At 73.1% G+C, this 15,556-nt stretch carries 16 protein-coding genes; 9 read left to right on the top strand and 7 right to left on the bottom strand.

The annotated features are described in order from the left end of the window. Positions 1–220 precede the first annotated feature (220 nt). The 3 genes from AB0M76_RS39635 to AB0M76_RS39625 all read left to right on the top strand — a co-directional run bounded on the left by AB0M76_RS39635 (position 221) and on the right by AB0M76_RS39625 (position 2,539). Positions 221–1,432, top strand: coding sequence for a sensor histidine kinase (locus AB0M76_RS39635; protein ID WP_365957593.1), 1,212 nt, complete (start codon positions 221–223; stop codon positions 1,430–1,432). Beyond that, positions 1,429–2,094 (top strand): response regulator transcription factor, encoded by a 666-nt coding sequence (locus AB0M76_RS39630; RefSeq protein ID WP_365957592.1) that lies wholly within the window; start codon positions 1,429–1,431, stop codon positions 2,092–2,094. Before AB0M76_RS39635 ends, AB0M76_RS39630 begins: the two co-directional genes overlap by 4 nt. A 145-nt stretch (positions 2,095–2,239) precedes the next feature. After that, positions 2,240–2,539: an SHOCT domain-containing protein gene (locus AB0M76_RS39625; protein WP_266998990.1), complete on the top strand. Its 300-nt coding sequence runs from the start codon at positions 2,240–2,242 to the stop codon at positions 2,537–2,539. A 76-nt stretch (positions 2,540–2,615) separates the two neighbouring features. Here the strand turns inward: AB0M76_RS39625 and AB0M76_RS39620 are convergent, their stop codons facing one another. Beyond that, positions 2,616–3,122, bottom strand: coding sequence for a GNAT family N-acetyltransferase (locus AB0M76_RS39620; protein ID WP_266998991.1), 507 nt, complete (start codon positions 3,120–3,122; stop codon positions 2,616–2,618). A gap of 168 nt (positions 3,123–3,290) precedes the next feature. On the opposite strand from AB0M76_RS39620, the gene AB0M76_RS39615 reads away from it, so the two are divergent. Next, positions 3,291–4,052 (top strand): carbonic anhydrase, encoded by a 762-nt coding sequence (locus tag AB0M76_RS39615; protein WP_365957591.1) that lies wholly within the window; start codon positions 3,291–3,293, stop codon positions 4,050–4,052. Between the two features lie 109 nt (positions 4,053–4,161). After that, on the top strand, positions 4,162–4,842 hold the full coding sequence (locus AB0M76_RS39610) for a hemerythrin domain-containing protein (protein ID WP_365957590.1): 681 nt from the start codon (positions 4,162–4,164) through the stop codon (positions 4,840–4,842). On the opposite strand, the gene AB0M76_RS39605 is transcribed toward AB0M76_RS39610, so the two are convergent. Further along, the gene (locus AB0M76_RS39605; protein ID WP_365957589.1) at positions 4,839–5,558 is read right to left on the bottom strand and encodes a beta-glucanase; all 720 of its coding nucleotides are present in this window, start codon (positions 5,556–5,558) and stop codon (positions 4,839–4,841) included. The two genes, AB0M76_RS39610 and AB0M76_RS39605, sit on opposite strands and share 4 nt — an antisense overlap. A 73-nt stretch (positions 5,559–5,631) precedes the next feature. Then, the gene (locus AB0M76_RS39600) at positions 5,632–6,036 is read right to left on the bottom strand and encodes a DUF5997 family protein (protein ID WP_365957588.1); all 405 of its coding nucleotides are present in this window, start codon (positions 6,034–6,036) and stop codon (positions 5,632–5,634) included. 58 nt (positions 6,037–6,094) lie between these two features. Here AB0M76_RS39600 and AB0M76_RS39595 point away from each other — a divergent pair, with 58 nt between their 5' ends. Then, positions 6,095–6,892, top strand: a complete 798-nt coding sequence (locus tag AB0M76_RS39595) for a LysR substrate-binding domain-containing protein (RefSeq protein WP_365957587.1) — start codon at positions 6,095–6,097, stop codon at positions 6,890–6,892. An 84-nt stretch (positions 6,893–6,976) separates the two neighbouring features. Here AB0M76_RS39595 and AB0M76_RS39590 read toward each other — a convergent pair whose 3' ends face one another. The 3 genes from AB0M76_RS39590 to AB0M76_RS39580 form a co-directional block, all read right to left on the bottom strand. Then, positions 6,977–7,717, bottom strand: a complete 741-nt coding sequence (locus AB0M76_RS39590) for a protein phosphatase 2C domain-containing protein (RefSeq protein WP_365957586.1) — start codon at positions 7,715–7,717, stop codon at positions 6,977–6,979. A 73-nt stretch (positions 7,718–7,790) separates the two neighbouring features. Further along, positions 7,791–8,924 carry a site-2 protease family protein gene (locus AB0M76_RS39585; protein ID WP_365957596.1) on the bottom strand — a complete coding sequence of 378 codons (1,134 nt, stop codon included), beginning with the start codon at positions 8,922–8,924 and terminating at the stop codon, positions 7,791–7,793. 119 nt (positions 8,925–9,043) lie between these two features. After that, positions 9,044–9,403, bottom strand: coding sequence for a hypothetical protein (locus tag AB0M76_RS39580; RefSeq protein ID WP_365957585.1), 360 nt, complete (start codon positions 9,401–9,403; stop codon positions 9,044–9,046). A 304-nt stretch (positions 9,404–9,707) separates the two neighbouring features. Here AB0M76_RS39580 and AB0M76_RS39575 point away from each other — a divergent pair, with 304 nt between their 5' ends. Both AB0M76_RS39575 and AB0M76_RS39570 read left to right on the top strand, forming a co-directional pair. Next, complete coding sequence (locus AB0M76_RS39575; RefSeq protein ID WP_365957584.1) at positions 9,708–11,825, top strand: hypothetical protein; 2,118 nt, start codon at positions 9,708–9,710, stop codon at positions 11,823–11,825. A gap of 51 nt (positions 11,826–11,876) precedes the next feature. Further along, the gene (locus tag AB0M76_RS39570; RefSeq protein ID WP_365957583.1) at positions 11,877–13,523 is read left to right on the top strand and encodes a hypothetical protein; all 1,647 of its coding nucleotides are present in this window, start codon (positions 11,877–11,879) and stop codon (positions 13,521–13,523) included. 29 nt (positions 13,524–13,552) lie between these two features. On the opposite strand, the gene AB0M76_RS39565 is transcribed toward AB0M76_RS39570, so the two are convergent. After that, positions 13,553–14,593, bottom strand: a complete 1,041-nt coding sequence (locus AB0M76_RS39565; RefSeq protein ID WP_365957581.1) for an alpha/beta hydrolase — start codon at positions 14,591–14,593, stop codon at positions 13,553–13,555. A gap of 642 nt (positions 14,594–15,235) precedes the next feature. Here AB0M76_RS39565 and AB0M76_RS39560 point away from each other — a divergent pair. Further along, on the top strand, positions 15,236–15,466 hold the full coding sequence (locus AB0M76_RS39560) for a hypothetical protein (RefSeq protein ID WP_365957580.1): 231 nt from the start codon (positions 15,236–15,238) through the stop codon (positions 15,464–15,466). The last annotated feature ends 90 nt before the right edge of the window (positions 15,467–15,556 follow it).

Below are 15,556 nucleotides of genomic sequence, written 5' to 3'. Positions count from 1 at the left end.
GCCCAGGTAAGCGTCACAACTCACCCAACCCGTGCGGCCCTTCTCATGTCACGGCCTCACCAGCACCGGAACAATTCATCCCCGGGTCGTTAGCCGAACCGGGGGCGGGCGCCAGACCGCCGGGCCGGCAGGCACGAGGCGCACGTACTCCACCGGGAGTACGCCCGATCGGCCCGCCCGGCGGACGACGGTGGCGGCCGCGGCGGTCTAGCGTGGCCGCATGGCGGAGCGGCGGCGGGAGTACTGGGCGGAGCGCATGCGCGCCGGGCGGCTGCCCTGGCGGTCCTCGCTCCTCGTGGCCGTGTTCACGCAGGCGGCCACCGGGTGGGTCCACCACCTCCAGCCCGACCGGGAGCCGGTCGACGCGCTCGGACGGCTCCTGCTGCTCCTCGGGCCGGCCATGCTGCTCCTGCGGCACCGGTATCCGGTGCCCGTCGTCTACGGCGTCTGCGCGGTCACGCTGGCCTACCTCGCCGGCGGATACCCGTACGGCCCCGTCTTCATCAGCGTCGCCCTGGCCTGCTTCGCCGCCGTCGTCGCCGGACACCGCTATGCCGCCTGGGGCGCGGTGGGAGCCCTGTGGGCCGGCCATCTGCTCATCGGGCACTGGCTGTACCGCTGGCTGCCCCCGCCCGGCGACGGCCCGGCGCCGTGGGGGACCGAGGGCGGCGTCACCGCCTGGGTGATCGCCGTACTCGCCGCCTCCGAGGTGGTCCGCGTACGCCGGGAGCAGTGGGCCCGGGACCGGGCCGAGCGGAAGGCCGCCGAACGGCGCCGGGTGGACGAGGAGCGGCTGCGGATCGCCCGCGAGCTGCACGACGTACTGGCCCACAGCATCTCCGTGATCAACGTGCAGGCGGGCGTGGGCCTGGCCCTGCTCGACACGGACCCCGAGCAGGCCCGTACGGCGCTCACCACCATCAAGGCGGCCAGCAAGGAGGCGCTCGGCGAGGTCCGGCAGGTCCTGAACACCCTGCGCGCCCCCGGCGAGGCCCCCCGCACGCCCGCCCCCGGACTCGACCGGCTCTCCGAACTGGTCGACCAGGCGGCCGCGGCCGGGCTCACCGTCTCCGTGGAGGGGGAGGCCGCGGCCCGGGGGCTGTCGCCGGGCACGGATCTCGCCGCGTTCCGGATCCTGCAGGAGGCGCTCACCAACGTGGTGCGCCACTCGGGCTCCCGGACCGCCAGGATCCGCATCATCCGGCCGCCCGGAGCGCTGGAACTGCGCGTGGACGACGACGGTCCCGCCACCGGCGGCGACGCCGGCGGCAGCGGCACCGGCCTGATCGGGATGCGCGAGCGGGCCGCCGCGCAGGGCGGCACCATCGAGGCGGGCCCCCGGCCGGACGGCGGCTTCCGGGTGCTGGCGCGGCTCCTGCTGGGAGACACCGGATCGCCCGGGAACCCGGCGTCGAGGGAGGACCAGGAGTGATCCGCGTACTGCTCGCCGACGACCAGGCACTGGTACGGGCCGGCTTCCGCGCGCTGCTCGACGCGCAGCCGGACCTCGAGGTGGCCGGCGAGGCCGCCGACGGGGCCGAGGCCGTGCGGCTGGCGCGTGAACTGCGCCCGGACGTCGCCCTGATGGACATCCGGATGCCGGAACTCGACGGCCTGGCCGCCACCCGCACGATCACGTCGGACCCCGGACTGGCCGCGGTGAAGGTGGTCATGCTGACCACCTTCGAGCTCGACGAGTACGTCTTCGAGGCGATCCGCTCCGGCGCGTCCGGCTTCCTGGTCAAGGACACCGAACCGGAGGAACTGCTGCGTGCCGTACGGGCCGTGGTGGCGGGCGACGCGCTGCTGTCACCCGGGGTGACGCGCCGGCTGATCGCGGAGTTCGCGGCCCGGTCGAAGGCGCCCGAGGCGGCGGCGGAGCTGGACCGGCTGACCGAGCGGGAGCGCGAGGTGATGGCCCTGGTGGGGCTGGGCCTGTCCAACGAGGAGATCGCCCGCCGGCTGGTGGTGAGCCCGCTGACCGCGAAGACGCACGTCAGCCGGACCATGATCAAGCTCGGCGCCCGGGACCGGGCCCAGCTGGTGGTGCTGGCGTACGAGTCGGGGCTGGTCCGGCCCGGCTGGCTCGGCTGAAGCCACTCCCGCTGCGGGCCACTCCCGCTGTTGGCTACTCCTCCTGTGGTACCTGCACTGCCGCCGGCCGTACGACGACCAGGGCCCCCTCCCGGGGCGAGTCTCGGAAGCGACAAGGCAACCCCTTCCGAGGAGCTGAACCGAGATGAACACCCTGGCGTACGACGGGCCCGGCCCGTGGATCCTGTTCGTCCCGCTGATCTGGGCGGCCGTCGTCTTCGGCGTCGTCACGATCCTGCGCCGTACGGTGTGGCGCGGCGGCCGCGGCCCGCGCGGCCCGTGGGCCGCGACCCGGGGCTCGTACGGCGAGAACTCGCCGATCGCGATCCTGGGCCGCCGGTTCGCCACCGGCGAGATCGACGAGGACGAGTACTGGCGCCGGCTGTCGGTCCTGGACGAACAGTTCGGCCGCACCCGCCTCGACGGCAAGGACGGCCCCGTCTGACCACGCCGTCCGGGGTCTCAAGGGCGACGGGTGACGAGGTCCGCGCACCCGCGGACCTCCGCTCCCGTCCCGTGCTTCACAGGACCCGGCGCATGCAGATCCGCGGCCACCGGTCCAGGCCGTGTTCCGCTTCGCGGTCACGGATGTCCTTCAGGCCGGGGCTGAGCTCCCCGTCGACGAGGCGCTCGAAGCCGCAGCGGGCGTAGTACGGGGCGTTCCACGGGACGTCCTCGAACGTGGTGAGGGTCAGCGCCGGTATGGAGTCGGCTGCCGCCCGGGCCGCCAGATGTTCCAGCAGCGACCGGCCGATACGGCGGCGCGCACCGTCCGGATGTACGGAGACCTGCTCGATGTGGAGGTTCCCGTCGACGCGGTCGGCGATGAGGTAGGCCAGCGGAGCATCGGCCTCTGTGACCGCGACCCAGGCCAGTCCGGTCCGCTGGTAGCGGGCGAGTTCGTCGAGCGGCAGCGGTTCGTCGTCGGCGATCTCCGGCATGCCGATGCCGCGGAAGCATTCCCCGGCCGCCCTCTCGATGGCCTGGAGGAGGGGCAGTTCATCGATGTGCACTGCTCGAATACGCATGGCGCCCATTGTCGCCCCCGGGCGTGCGGTGCCCCCGTCGGGGCCCGTTCGTCCACAGGGTGAGACGTGTGTCTCGGCGCGGTTCGTTTCGGCCGGATCCCGGCGGGCATCCCGCCATTCCTCCGCTCGCCCGGCCGGGTGGCCCGGACCCCGGGTTACGGTCCCGCGATGTATTCGAACACGCAGACAGTCGACGCCCCTTCGCCCAGCCGTCGCGGCCTGCTCCGCGCCGCCGTCGCGGGCTCGGCGGCCGTGGGCTCCGTCCTCACCCTCGGTTCCGCCTTCCCCGCCTCCGCCGCTCCGGCTCCCGCTCCTGCGCCCGCCGCGCCGGAGGCCGCCGGGCGGCCCGTCTCCCCGGAGGAGGCCCTGCGCCGGCTGACCGCCGGGAACCGGCGCTGGCGCACGTACCGACAGGAGCACCCGCACGAATCGCCGTCCGTACGGATCCAACTCACCCGTGCCCAGCACCCCTTCGCGATCATCCTCGGCTGCGTCGACTCCCGCGTCCCCCCGGAGCTCGTCTTCGACCAGGGGCTCGGCGACCTCCTGACGGTGCGCTCCGCGGGCGAGGTGCTCGACGAAGCCGTGCTCGGCAGCATCGCGTACGGGGTCCTGGAACTGGAGATCCCGCTGGTGCTGGTCCTCGGCCACCAGTCCTGCGGGGCGGTGGGCGCCGCCGTACACGCCGACGAGACCGGCGAGCAGCTGCCCGCGCACATCCAGTACCTGGCCGACCAGATCCGGCCGTCCATCGACCACGGCCAGCACGGTGACGCCCGTATCGACGCCACCATCGACGCGCACGCCCGGCGCACCCGCGGCCGGCTCGCCGCCGAACCCGACATCGCCCGCCGCATAGCCACCGGCAAGCTGGCCGTCGTCGCCGCCCGCTACGACCTCCGCGACCAGAGAGTCCGCACCCTGGCGTAGACCAGGCTCCCCGGGGGCGCTGGAGCGCCGCCGTGCGCCCCTGGTGGAGACGGCCGGCCGGACCCCACGCTGGAACCCGGTACACCCACCAGGACGGGGGCCATGGGCGATGTCGACGTCGATGGAGAACCAGGGAAAACCGATCACCACACACGACATGGTGGTGGTCCACCGGATGTTCCGGCGCGAGTTCCGGGAGGCGGCGGGCCGGGTGCGCGGGGTGCGCCACGGGAGCCGCGCGCAGGTCAGGCTGGTCGCCGACCGGCTGGCGCTGCTGCTGGACACCCTGCACCACCACCACGAGGGCGAGGACCGGCTGCTGTGGCCCAAGCTGGCCGAACGCACGCCCGGGCACGGCGAGTTGTGGAAGCGGATGCAGGGCCAGCACGCCGACCTGGCCGACCACCTCGGACGGGCGGGCGCCCTGCTCGGACCGTGGGCGGCAGGCGGGGCGAGCGCCCGGGGGGAGGAGCTGGCCGCCGTGCTCGAGCAGGTGTCGCAGGCCGTCGAGGAGCACTTCGACCAGGAGGAAGGCGAGGCGCTGCCGCTCGTCCCGGCCGTGGTGTCGCAGGCGGAGTGGGACGAGATCGGCGACGCGGCCAGCGCCGCCGTCCCCAAGAGCAAGCTGCTCACCGTCCTCGGGATGATCCTCAAGGACGCGGACCCGGGGGAGCAGATCCTGATCATGGCGCATCTGCCGCTGCCGCCCCGGGTGATCTGGCGCGCCGTCGGGGAGCGCAACTTCCGCCGGCTGGAAGAGCGCCTGGCAGCGGCGGTGGGGCACGGCTAGGAGCGGTACACGCGGAGGTCCGAGACCTCGTACGACATCTCGGAGACTCCGGGGTCGGGGGCCGGGTGGTAGCGGCCCGCGCTCACCGACAGGTTCACGATGATGTACGCCCGCCAGCGCCGGCCCACCCCGCTGCGGTCGGCGAACGCGCGCGTGCCGTTGACCCACCAGACGACCGAGTTCGCACCGAACTTGACCTTGAGGTCGACCCACGCGCCGGGCCGCACGGCGGCGTCGCGGAAGTAGAACGATCCGCCGCCCCGCACATGGTTGGAGAGTTCCAGCAGGTCCGGGTTGTCGGGGTGGTACTCGAAGACGTCGACCTCCTGGCCGCCGTCCCGCCAGGTCCAGATCGCGGGCCAGGCGCCGGCCGCCTCCGGCAGTCTGACCCGGGCTTCCAGCACGTCCTCCGCGCGCAGCAGGAACCCCTCGTCGCTGCCCTCGGTGGTCAGCAGGCCGGTGTCCCAGTTGCCGTCCGGCCGCCGGGTGGCGCGGAAGGTCCCGGCGCGGCTGTAGGCCGGATCGTCGGTCAGGTGATCGAGTTTGCTGTCGCCCGGATTGACCGGGCCGCCGTCGGGATAGGCCCAGGACCGCCCGGCGACCCACCGGGACGTAGAGCCGAAGTCGGCCGAGAAGACGAGTGCGCCGGGGCGCCGGAACTTGGCGAGGAGTTGCGAGATCACCCCGCAGCTCTGCCCGCGGCGCGCCGTCCGCATTCCGATGATCTTTACCCGATCGGCCCGGGATGGGGCACTTCGGGGCGCCGAGGGCGCCCGCGGCGCACGCCGGTCAGGAGCCGGACTGCTCGATCCGCTCGGCGCGCTCCGCGTGCTTCTCCTTGATGCGGACCGCTTCCTTGCGGACCTCGGCCTGGGTGGTGCGCTCCTTCTGGAGCCACTCCGGGTTCTCCTGCTTCAGCGCGTCGATCTGCTCCGTGGTGAGGGCCTCGGTGACCCCGCCGCGCGCGAGACCGGCGATCGAGACGCCGAGCTTGGCCGCGACCACGGGCCGGGGGTGCGGGCCGCTCCGTCGCAGATCCTGCAGCCACTGGGGCGGCTCGGCCTGCAGCGCGTTCAGCTCGCTGCGGGTCACGACACCTTCCTGGAACTCAGCGGGGGTGGCTTCGAGGTACACACCCAGCTTCTTCGCCGCGGTGGCGGGCTTCATGGTCTGGGTGGTCTTGTGCGACGTCATGGGGTCAAGAGTATCGAGCGTGTGCGCTACTTCTGACCACGGCCGGTAACCTGGCCGGGTGACAGGCTCGGAAGCATCTCCTTCAGCATCTCCTTCGTTCCGGCTCGCGTACGTCCCGGGAGTGACGCCCAGCAAGTGGGTGCGGATCTGGAACGAGCGCCTGCCCGACATCCCGCTGACCCTCCTCCAGGTGTCCGCCGCCGAAGCCCCCGACATGCTGCGGGGCAGCGGCGCCGACGCCGGGTTCGTGCGGCTGCCGATCGACCGGACGGGCCTGGCCGCGATCCCCCTCTACACGGAGACCACGGTCGTCGTGGTCCCGAAGGACCACGTCGTGGCCGCCGTGGAGGAGGTGTCCACCGGGGACCTCGCCGACGAGATCGTGCTGCACCCCCTCGACGACACTCTGGGGTGGGAGAGCCTGCCCGGGCGGCCCGCGCTCGAACGCCCGGCCACCACGGCGGACGCGATCGAGCTGGTGGCGGCCGGGATCGGCGTCCTCGTCGTCCCGCAGTCCATCGCGCGGCTGCACCACCGCAAGGACCTCACGTACCGGACGGTCACGGACGCCCCCGAGTCGCGGGTCGCGCTGTCGTTCCCGGACGGCGAACCCACCGACCTGGTCGAGGAGTTCATCGGGATCGTGCGCGGCCGGACCGTCAACAGCACCCGCGGCCGTGCCCAGACCCCGCCGCAGCCGAAGCAGCGCAAGCGCCCCGAAGCGGCCGGCGCGGGGCGCAAGCCCACGGCCGGGAAGTCGGGCGGCAAGAACCCGCGCGGCGGCTCCGGCGGTGCGAAGGGCGGAGCCAAGGGCGGCAAGAGCAGCAAGGGCGGCAAGCCCCGCCGCCGGCCGTAGCGCCGCCCGCCTGCCCACCCGGTCCGCGGAAAGTCACGCACGGTCACGCTCGGGCCACCCCGGGCCCGGCCTCCGCACGGGGCGCTATACGCCGATCCTGACCAGCGCGAGCGTGATGTTGTCGGGGCCGCCGGCGTCGATGGCGGCCTTCCACAGCTCGAACGCGGCCTTGCCGTCGTCGTGCACCCGCAGCAGCTCGTCGAGCTCCTCGGGCGGTACCGGGTCCGTCAGCCCGTCCGAGCACACCAGGAAGCGGTCTCCGGCGGACAGCGGCTCCGTCGAGACGTGGGGCGTGATCGCGCTGCGCCGGCGGGCGCCGCCGAGCGCCTGGGTCAGCAGGGACGTGGTGCGCTGCCCCGGTTCCAGAGGCGGATTGTCGTCCACGCTCAGCTGCCGGAGCTCCTCCGCCGTGGCGTCGAAGACCCTGCTGTCGCCGACGTTGAAGGAGATCAGCGAGTCCTCCAGTACGACGGCACCCGCGACCGTGGTGCCCATGGTGGCCAGCTGCGGATCGCTGTCGGCGGCCGCGTACACCGCCTGGTTGCAGAGGACGAGCGCCTCGCGGACGGCTCCCTCGCTGTCCAAGGAGGGCCCGAGCATCGCGAGTTGGCGGGCGACCAGCGCGCTCGCCACCTCGCCGGCCGGCTGCCCGCCGATCCCGTCGGCGACCGCGACGACGAGCGGCGAACCGGTCGGGAAGACGAGGGTCTGCGGATTGCGCGTCACACCGGCGCACAGCGTCCACGGCCCGACGACGAGGCTGTCCTCGTTGTGGTCCCGTACCAGCCCGGCATGGCTCAACGCGCTCACGGCTATGTACGTCATCGCTCCCCCATTGTCGCGCCGCGAACCCGAGGCCGCCCTCGGAGCCGGATCGCGGCTCCCGGCGCCCGCCGCCTCACTCGGGCTCCCGGCCGCCGCGCAGCGTCTGCCGCTGCACGAGCCGGCCGATGTCCTTCGCGGTGACGATCCCCACCAGCCGGCCCCCGTCCACCACCAGCACCGGCAGCCCGGTCCCCGGGCGCAGCTCGTCCAGGGCCTCGCCGAGCAGATCGTCCGGGGCGGCGACCGCGCACTGCGCCAGCGGGGTCGCGACATCGCGCACGCGCAGTGCGTCCCGCTGCGCCTCCTGGATCCGGGCCAGCGCGCGTACGTGCACCACCCCGCTGGGGCGGCCGTCGAAATCGAGCAGCGGCAGTGCGGAATGCCGGGATTCCACGGCCACCTCGTCGATGAACTGCCGCACGCTCTGCCAGTCGGCACCGGTCGCCACCGGGCTGGACATGGCGTCGGCCACGCGCACGCCCCGCAGGGCCGTGCGCAGCACCGCGTGCTGGCGCTCCGCGCCCGCGACGAACGCGATGAAGAGCCCGAGGAAGACGAGCCACAGCCCGCCCGGCGACCCGCGCACGAAGGAGATCCAGCCCACGGCCGTCAGCAGCACGCCCATGACCTGCCCGCTGCGCGAGGCCGCCCGCTCCGCCCGCTCCCGGTCGCCCGTACGCCACCACAGCAGCGCCTGAAGCACCCGTCCGCCGTCGAGCGGCGCGGCCGGCAGCAGGTTGAACACGGCGAGGAACAGGTTCGTCCACCCGAGCCAGACCAGGACGGCTGCGGGCACCGCCCAGCCGAGCAGGGCGTCCAGCCCGATCCCCGCGCCGAGTGCGGCGCCGCCGAGCAGCAGGCTGGTGAGCGGCCCGCTCACCGCCACCACGAAGGCCGCAGCGGCGGTCTGCGGCCGGCCCATCCTGGTCATCCCGCCCAGCGCCCACAGGGTGACGTCCTCGACGGAGATCTTCCTCCTGCGGGCGGTCGCGGCGTGCGCCGTCTCGTGCAGCAGCAGGCTGCCCATGAGCAGCAGGGCCCCCACGACACTGGCGAAGGTGTAGACGGCGTTCGAGCGCCCCGGAGTCCACACGGGGAGGGTCTGGCGGCCGAGCCCGTACGCGAACAGCACCACCAGCAGCGGCACGCTCCAGTGCATGCGCAGTGGCACCCCTACCACACGTCCGATCGGGACCGAGCCGTTCATCGTCGTCTCCTGCCGGCTCGGCAGCGGGTCCACACCCATTGTCACTCCGGGCGCGGACCTGCGCCGGGTGCCGCCCCGGCCCGCGGACGCGGTCGGCAGGGGGCGGCACCCGGCGGGGCTCAGCCCTCGGTGGCGGCGGCCGGAGCGGCCAGGGCCTCGTCGAGCTCCCACGCGTGGCGCTTGAACTCGCGCAGGAAGCCGGCGTGGTCCTCCCACTGGCGGGCGATGCCGCGCAGCACGTCCCAGTGGTGCTCCACCGACTGGTCGATGACCCGGCGCAGCGCAGGCTCGGCCTCCGCCCGCTTCTCGACGAGCCCCTTGACCGCCGAGGCCTCCAGCACCGCGTTGCGCAGGGCGCGCAGCGCACGGGAGGTGTCATCCATCGCGAAACCGCGCTCGCTGCCGGTGGCCTCGTCGAACAGCGGGGTGAGCCGCGCCTCGATGAATGCGGTGATCCGCTCGAAGTGCTGCACGTCCATCGGGACTCCATCTCCTGCCGCGCGCGGTGCGGCCCGGCACATCGGGTGTTGCTTCTGCTTCCAGGCGTTCTGGCTCCGCCTGCGTGGACGCAGAATATCCGTTGAAGATCGACCGCAGGATCCGCGGGCGGCCCCGGAATTCCGGGAAGGAGATCCGCGGTATTCACCGTCGCTCCGCGTCCTTGCGGTGTTACCTTCCGTTCCGTCGGCGCGTGCGTCGCACTTTCGGTTGGGGGGCGGGGGAATGGTGAGCGCAACGGCGGAGCTCGGTCATGCCGAGGGGACCGACGCTTTTCTTCGGCACATGATCTGGCGGTATCCGGACCAGCGGCAGCCCGTGGTGGCGCTGCTCGGGCCCCGGCAGTCGGGCAAGACCACCATGCTCCGCTCCCTGTCCCAGGGCTGCGGATCCACGGTGGTCCACGCCCACCTCGACTTCCACGAGAACCCGCTGGACCCGGTGTCCGCCGCGGCCCTGGTGGCCTTCCAGATGATGCGCGGCTGGGACACACTGCGCCGCAGCCCCGTCTTCCACCGGTTCGCCCTCGGGCTGCTGGCCCTCAACGAGAACCTCGAGGCGGACCGCTCCCGGGCCACGGACCAGATCAAAGGCCTGATCCACCAGTACACGCGCAACACCCGCCGCGGCCGGTTCGCCATCCGGCTGGAGGAGGCCGTGGACGCCACGGTGGACGTCGTGGTCACCGGGGCGCTCAGCCCGCTGGTGCAGGGGCAGGCGCGCGAAGTGGCCACAGCCGTACGGGAACGGGCCCGGCCGGTGATCGGATCGCTGCTGCAGAGCACCGCCCGCTGGGGCCTGCGCGACGCGCTGCGCTGGCACGTCGGCATCCCGGAGGCCGAGGCCGCGGGCTCTCTCGACGCGCTGATCAGACTGAGTTCCGCGTCCCGGTCGGCCGCGGTCGGGCCGCTGCTTGCCGCGTTCCTCGCCGACGCCAAGGACCAGGCGGAGCGGCACCCGGCGCTGCGCTCCTCGTGCTCCTGCGAGCTGCCGGAGGAGTACGCCGGCCGGGCCGCCCGGCACGACCACGCGTGGGTCCTCTTCGTGGACGGCGCCCAGACCCCGGCCGGCCGGCGGTTCCTCGCCGCACTCGTCGCGGCGCGCATACGCAACGAGCAGAACGAGCCGGGCTCGGGGGCCGCAGCCGACCCGCTCGTCGTCCTCGCCGCCTGCGACCAGTGGCAGCCGGAATGGACCACCCGCTGGTGCGAGCCCTGGCGCACCACCCCCCTGCCGGACACCCCGCAGCGCCGCGTCCCCCTCCTCAGCCGGGCCACGCGTACGCGCTGGACCCGGCAGGACGAGGCCGGCGCCGGACCGGATCCCGCCTCGGCGGCGCACTACTGGTATCCGGTGTGGCTCGATCCGATGTCCGAGGAGCGGGTCTCGTACCTCACCGACGACGCCGCGCCGCTCGCCGTACCCGTTCCGGCGTCCGTCGTCCACGCCCTCACCGGCGGCCACTGGGGCGCCGCCATCGCCCTGCAGGAGCAGCGCGAGAGCACACCGCCGGACGCGGAGACCGGCGTGGCGGAGAGACCCCTGCCCGCCGTGGTCGACGCGACCGGAAGACCGCTGTGGTCGCTGGCCCTGGAGACCAGCCTTCCCGAAGGGCTCGCCGCACCCGCGCCGGGATGGACCAACCCGCCTCCCGTCGTCCTGGCGGCCGCCTACCTGGCCGACGTGCGCACCGCCGACGACCCCCGCGTACCGCAGGACATAGCCGACCTGCCGCGCAGCCTCGAGCTGTTACGCCGCAACCTGTGGGTCAGCACCTTCTTCCACCGCCCCTCCCGGATCCGGGAGGTCGGCTGGGGCGAGGCGGACAGACCCCCGGTACTGCACCCCTGGCTGAGCCGCTGCGCGCTCACCGCCCTCTCCGCCGCCACCCCTGTCGGCGCACCCGCCGCCGCAGCGGACGGGGAGCGGCCCGCCGACCCGTGGCACGACGTCTTCACCCGCCAGGCCCGGGCCCTGGCCTCCGTCGCCGCCACCCACAACGGCGCGGGCCTCGCACGCGAGGAACAGCAGCTCTTCTACGACCTGGCCCTGGGCAAGTTCGCCCCCGTGGCCGAGGCACTGGCCGGCCGTTTCGACCGTGACCACCGCGCATGGGTGCGCCTCCTCGACTATCTGGCTTCGGCGCCGTGCCGCCTGGTCCACGAGCAGTCCGCCCACGAGTCGTACGCGCTCCTCCTCGCCGGGATCGAGCAGACCGGCCGGGACGTCGTGGCGGTCGCCACGGCCAAGCTCCTGGCCCTGCTGTGGCTGTACAACGATCCGCTCACCGAGCGCAGCCGGCGCTGGGACGCCCAGATCGAAGAGGGCTTCGAACGGCTCTCGCACAACTCCCGTCTGCTCGATGTCAGCGCCCTCCAGCAGGCGGGCGCGCTGTTCGCCTGACCCCTCCGCGCCACGCCGCCGGCGTGGCCGGGCGCACCGCAAGGAGTCCTCATGCCCGCAGGTGTACGCAACCCACGGCTCGGCCGGCTGCGCCGCCATCCCGTGCTCTCGCTGACCGCCGCCCTCCTGCTCCTGGCCGGTGCCGTGCTCGGCGGCACCTGGGGCTACGGCGTCTTGTTCCCGCCCGCGCTGTCGTGCGGTCCCGGAATGACCGCTGCCGGCACGCCGTTGGCGTGCGTCGGCGTGAACCTCGGCAGCACGCCCTTCACCAAGGGCGAACCCGAGCGCATGCACAAGCTCGAGGACACGATCCGCACCGCCAACGAGGCGGTGCAGGGGAACTCCACCAGCGTGGTGCTGATGCTGAACCTCTCGCCCGTCGAAGACGTGGACACGCTGACCTACGAATCGCTCTACCACAACATCGAGGGCGCCATAGCCGCCGTCTGGCGGGCCAACAACACGGCCGCGTACGGCAGTACACCCGGAGTGAAGCTGTACCTGGCCAACATGGGCAGCCAGTACGGGTCCTGGCAGCAGGCGGTCGCCGGCGTCAAGAAGAACGCGGCGGCCGAGCACATCTCGGCGGTCGTCGGCCTGGGCCAGAGCACCGAGCAGACCCGGCAGGCCGCCGTGGCCATCTCCGCCCAGCTGCACATCCCCGTCATCGGATCGACGGTCACCGGCAATTCGATGAACCTGGACCCCGCGGACCCGGCCGGCAAGCGGACGATCCCCGACATGTTCCGGGTCTCGCCCACCAACTCCGACTCCGTGATCGCCGCCAACCAGTACGTCTCCGGGCTGCGCCCGGCCGTGACCTCGCTCGCCGTGGTGGCGGACAGCGTCGCCGACGACGACTACACGGCCACGCTGGCGACGGAGGCCAAGACCCGCTTCCAGGCGACGGACCGCACGGTGACGGTGCTTCCGTACACCTCGCCCCGCAGCCTCCCGAGCGGCGCCGGCCGCCAGGACTACCTGATCCAGCAGTTCAACCTGATGCACGCCAACCTGTGCCAGGCCGCACCGTCCGTCGTGTACTTCGCCGGCCGCGGCCGCGACCTCGGAGCCTTCGTGCAGAACTGGGTGCAGGGCGCGCCCTGCGGCATCCCGCAGCTGCGCATCCTGGTCGGGGACGACGCCTCCGAGGCCATCCGCGACGACGCGGTCCTCAAGGGCGTCGCCTCCGGCCGGGTGACGGTGGCGTACACGGCCCTGGCCAGTCCGGACGAGTGGGGCACCGAATGCCCCGGGTCGGACGCCAAGCGCAACTACGACCAGTTCTGGTCGGCGTTCACCGGGCGGCCCGACCCGTGCACGAAGCAGCCCCTGGCCACCACGCAGTCGGGCGCCGCACCCCTGGCCTTCGACCCGGCGGACCTCGCCAGCGGCCAGGCGATGCTCACCCACGACGCCGCCGTCGCCGCGATCAGCGCGGCCCGGCACGACGAGGCGGGCCTGAAGAACCCGGGGCTGGAGACCGGCATCCTCCACCAGTTCTACTGTGCGCAGATGCTCCCGGGGGCGAGCGGCTGGCTCTCGTTCGGCGCCGACGGCAACCCGGTCGGCAAGCCCGCCCCCATCGTCCAGCTCAACCCGGACGGGACGACGAAGACGCTCACCCTCACCTGGCCGAGTTCCGCCCCCAACCTGAGCCTGCCCCAGCGCGGCGGTACGGGGGCCCCGGGCTGCTGACCGCACCGGGGACCCCGCGGCCCAGCGGCTCAGTGGCAGAGCCGGGCGGCCTGTTCCAGTTCGTCGGCCAGCAGCGCCGGGTTGCGCGGGCCGATGTGCGGGGCGGCCAGGGACCGTACGCGGAAGCGGTTGTGCGGGGTCGTCTCGTCGGCCTCCCGGATCATCAGGTCCTGGAGCGCCGGCGGGATCGTCCGGTCCTCGGTGAACCGCAGGAACGTGCGCGGGACCCGGCCCCACTGCTGCGGCAGGCCCCGGGAATCGGAGACCCCGATGGCGGCCGACTCGTCGGGTTCGAGGATGTTGAGCAGGGTCCGGACCTCGGTGTCGGAGTAGTCGGCGGCCAGCGCCTCCTTGGCGACCCGGAGGAACGCCGGGTCGCTGGTCCGCCAGTTGACCCGGGTGACCCCCAGCTCCGGCGGCGTGGGGACGGGGGTCATCTTGGACATGGAGCTCGTGGCCGCCTCCGGTGTGGTCATCAGCTCCACCACCGAGCCCCGCTTGGTGGGGCAGAAGGCCGAGATGTACACGAGGTGCGAGATCAGCTCGGGCACCAGGTTGGCCACGGCATTGAGGGTCACGCCGCCCAGGCTCTGGCCGGCCAGCACGACCGGGCCGTTGCGGTGCGCCCGCCGCACCACCGCGGCCACGTGCTCGGCGGAGTCGGCCAGCGTCCTCCCGGAGATGGGGGAGGGCTCCGTACGCAGCCGTTCCAGGTCCTGCGGAGCCTGGTACGAGAGCGGGAAGTAGGCGTCGGGGCCGTGCCCGGGCAGATCGACCGCGACCGCGCGCTGCCCGCGCAGCCCCAGCTCGGTCAGTACGGGTGACCAGGCGTACGCATTGCTGCCCGACCCGTGGACCAGGACGAAGGTGACCGGCTTGGCGGGGCGGGGCGCAGCCTCGGCCGTCGCCGCTCCCGTGCCCACCGCCGTCGCCGCTCCCGTGCCCACCGCCGTCGCCGCTCCTGCGCCCGCCACGGCCGCCCGCAGGGCGGTCCGGCGGGACTGCCCGCCGCTGCCGTCGCCGGTCGTCCGGCCAGCCGTCGGTTCATCTCCACCAGTTAAGTTACTCATGAGTAAACCCTACGACTCCGCGATCAAAGAGGGGTGGAATTCCGGCCAACTGCTGTTCGGTCAGGCCTCCTTGGGCGTTCGCCCCGTTCGTTGAGAAGTGGACAATCTGCTGTGCGGCGTCGATTCGTCCGGATGAATGCCGCCTCGGCCACCCCGGAGACAGCCGTCCGGAGCCGCCGGCGGTGATCGGCAGGCCGGGCCACAGGCCCGGCGGGTCCGCCGTTGCGATCGAGCCAGTCGTACGGCGCCCGCGCCGCTGCCGCCGACCCCCGCGAAATTGCCACCGGCACCTGCGCCCCCTCGACGGACCACCGCGGCGGCTTGTTGAGTTATGTCGCGCTTCAGACGCAATGGGTGAACTGAGCGCCCCCGATTCTGATGTGAGGAGCATTCATGCGCATCTTCCGACGGCCCTCGCACTCGGCGCGGCCGCCCTCGCCGTCACCGCCGCCGGTGTCGGCCCGGCGGCCGCCGCCGAGCAGGCGCCGGCCCCCCGGGCCGCCACGTTCTGCACCTACATCGCCGACACGGGCGAGGGCGGTTGTTTCGCGACCCGCGCCCAGGCCGCGGAGCTCCGGCGCGCAGGCCGACTACAAGGACCTCGGGAGGATATGGAGCGATTCCAACTCCGGCGGCAGCGAGATGACCTTCCGTGGCAGCGTCGGCTGCAACTGGCGCTACCCGGAGTTCAACGACCTCGCCTCGATGGGCTGGAACGACACCGTGAGCTCGGCCCAGGGCATCAGCTGCCCGATCACCCTCTGGGAGCACAAGGACTTCCGCGGCGCCCACCAGACGTACTACGGCTACAACGCGTACGTCGGAGACGGCATGAACGACAAGGCCTCCTCCATCAGCTTCGACGTCCGCTGACCCACCGGGCCCGGGGGGGGGGGGCCCCCCCCCCCGGCCCGGTGTGATGAGTGCGTTAAGGGGGGGGGGGGGGTGTAGATGGCCGGGAGG

It is taken from the genome of Streptomyces sp. NPDC051364 (assembly GCF_040682115.1).
In the GTDB taxonomy this organism is placed as follows: Bacteria; Actinomycetota; Actinomycetes; order Streptomycetales; family Streptomycetaceae; genus Streptomyces.
Note: the sequence above shows the minus strand (reverse complement) of the source record. Positions and strands in the feature narration are given on the sequence as shown.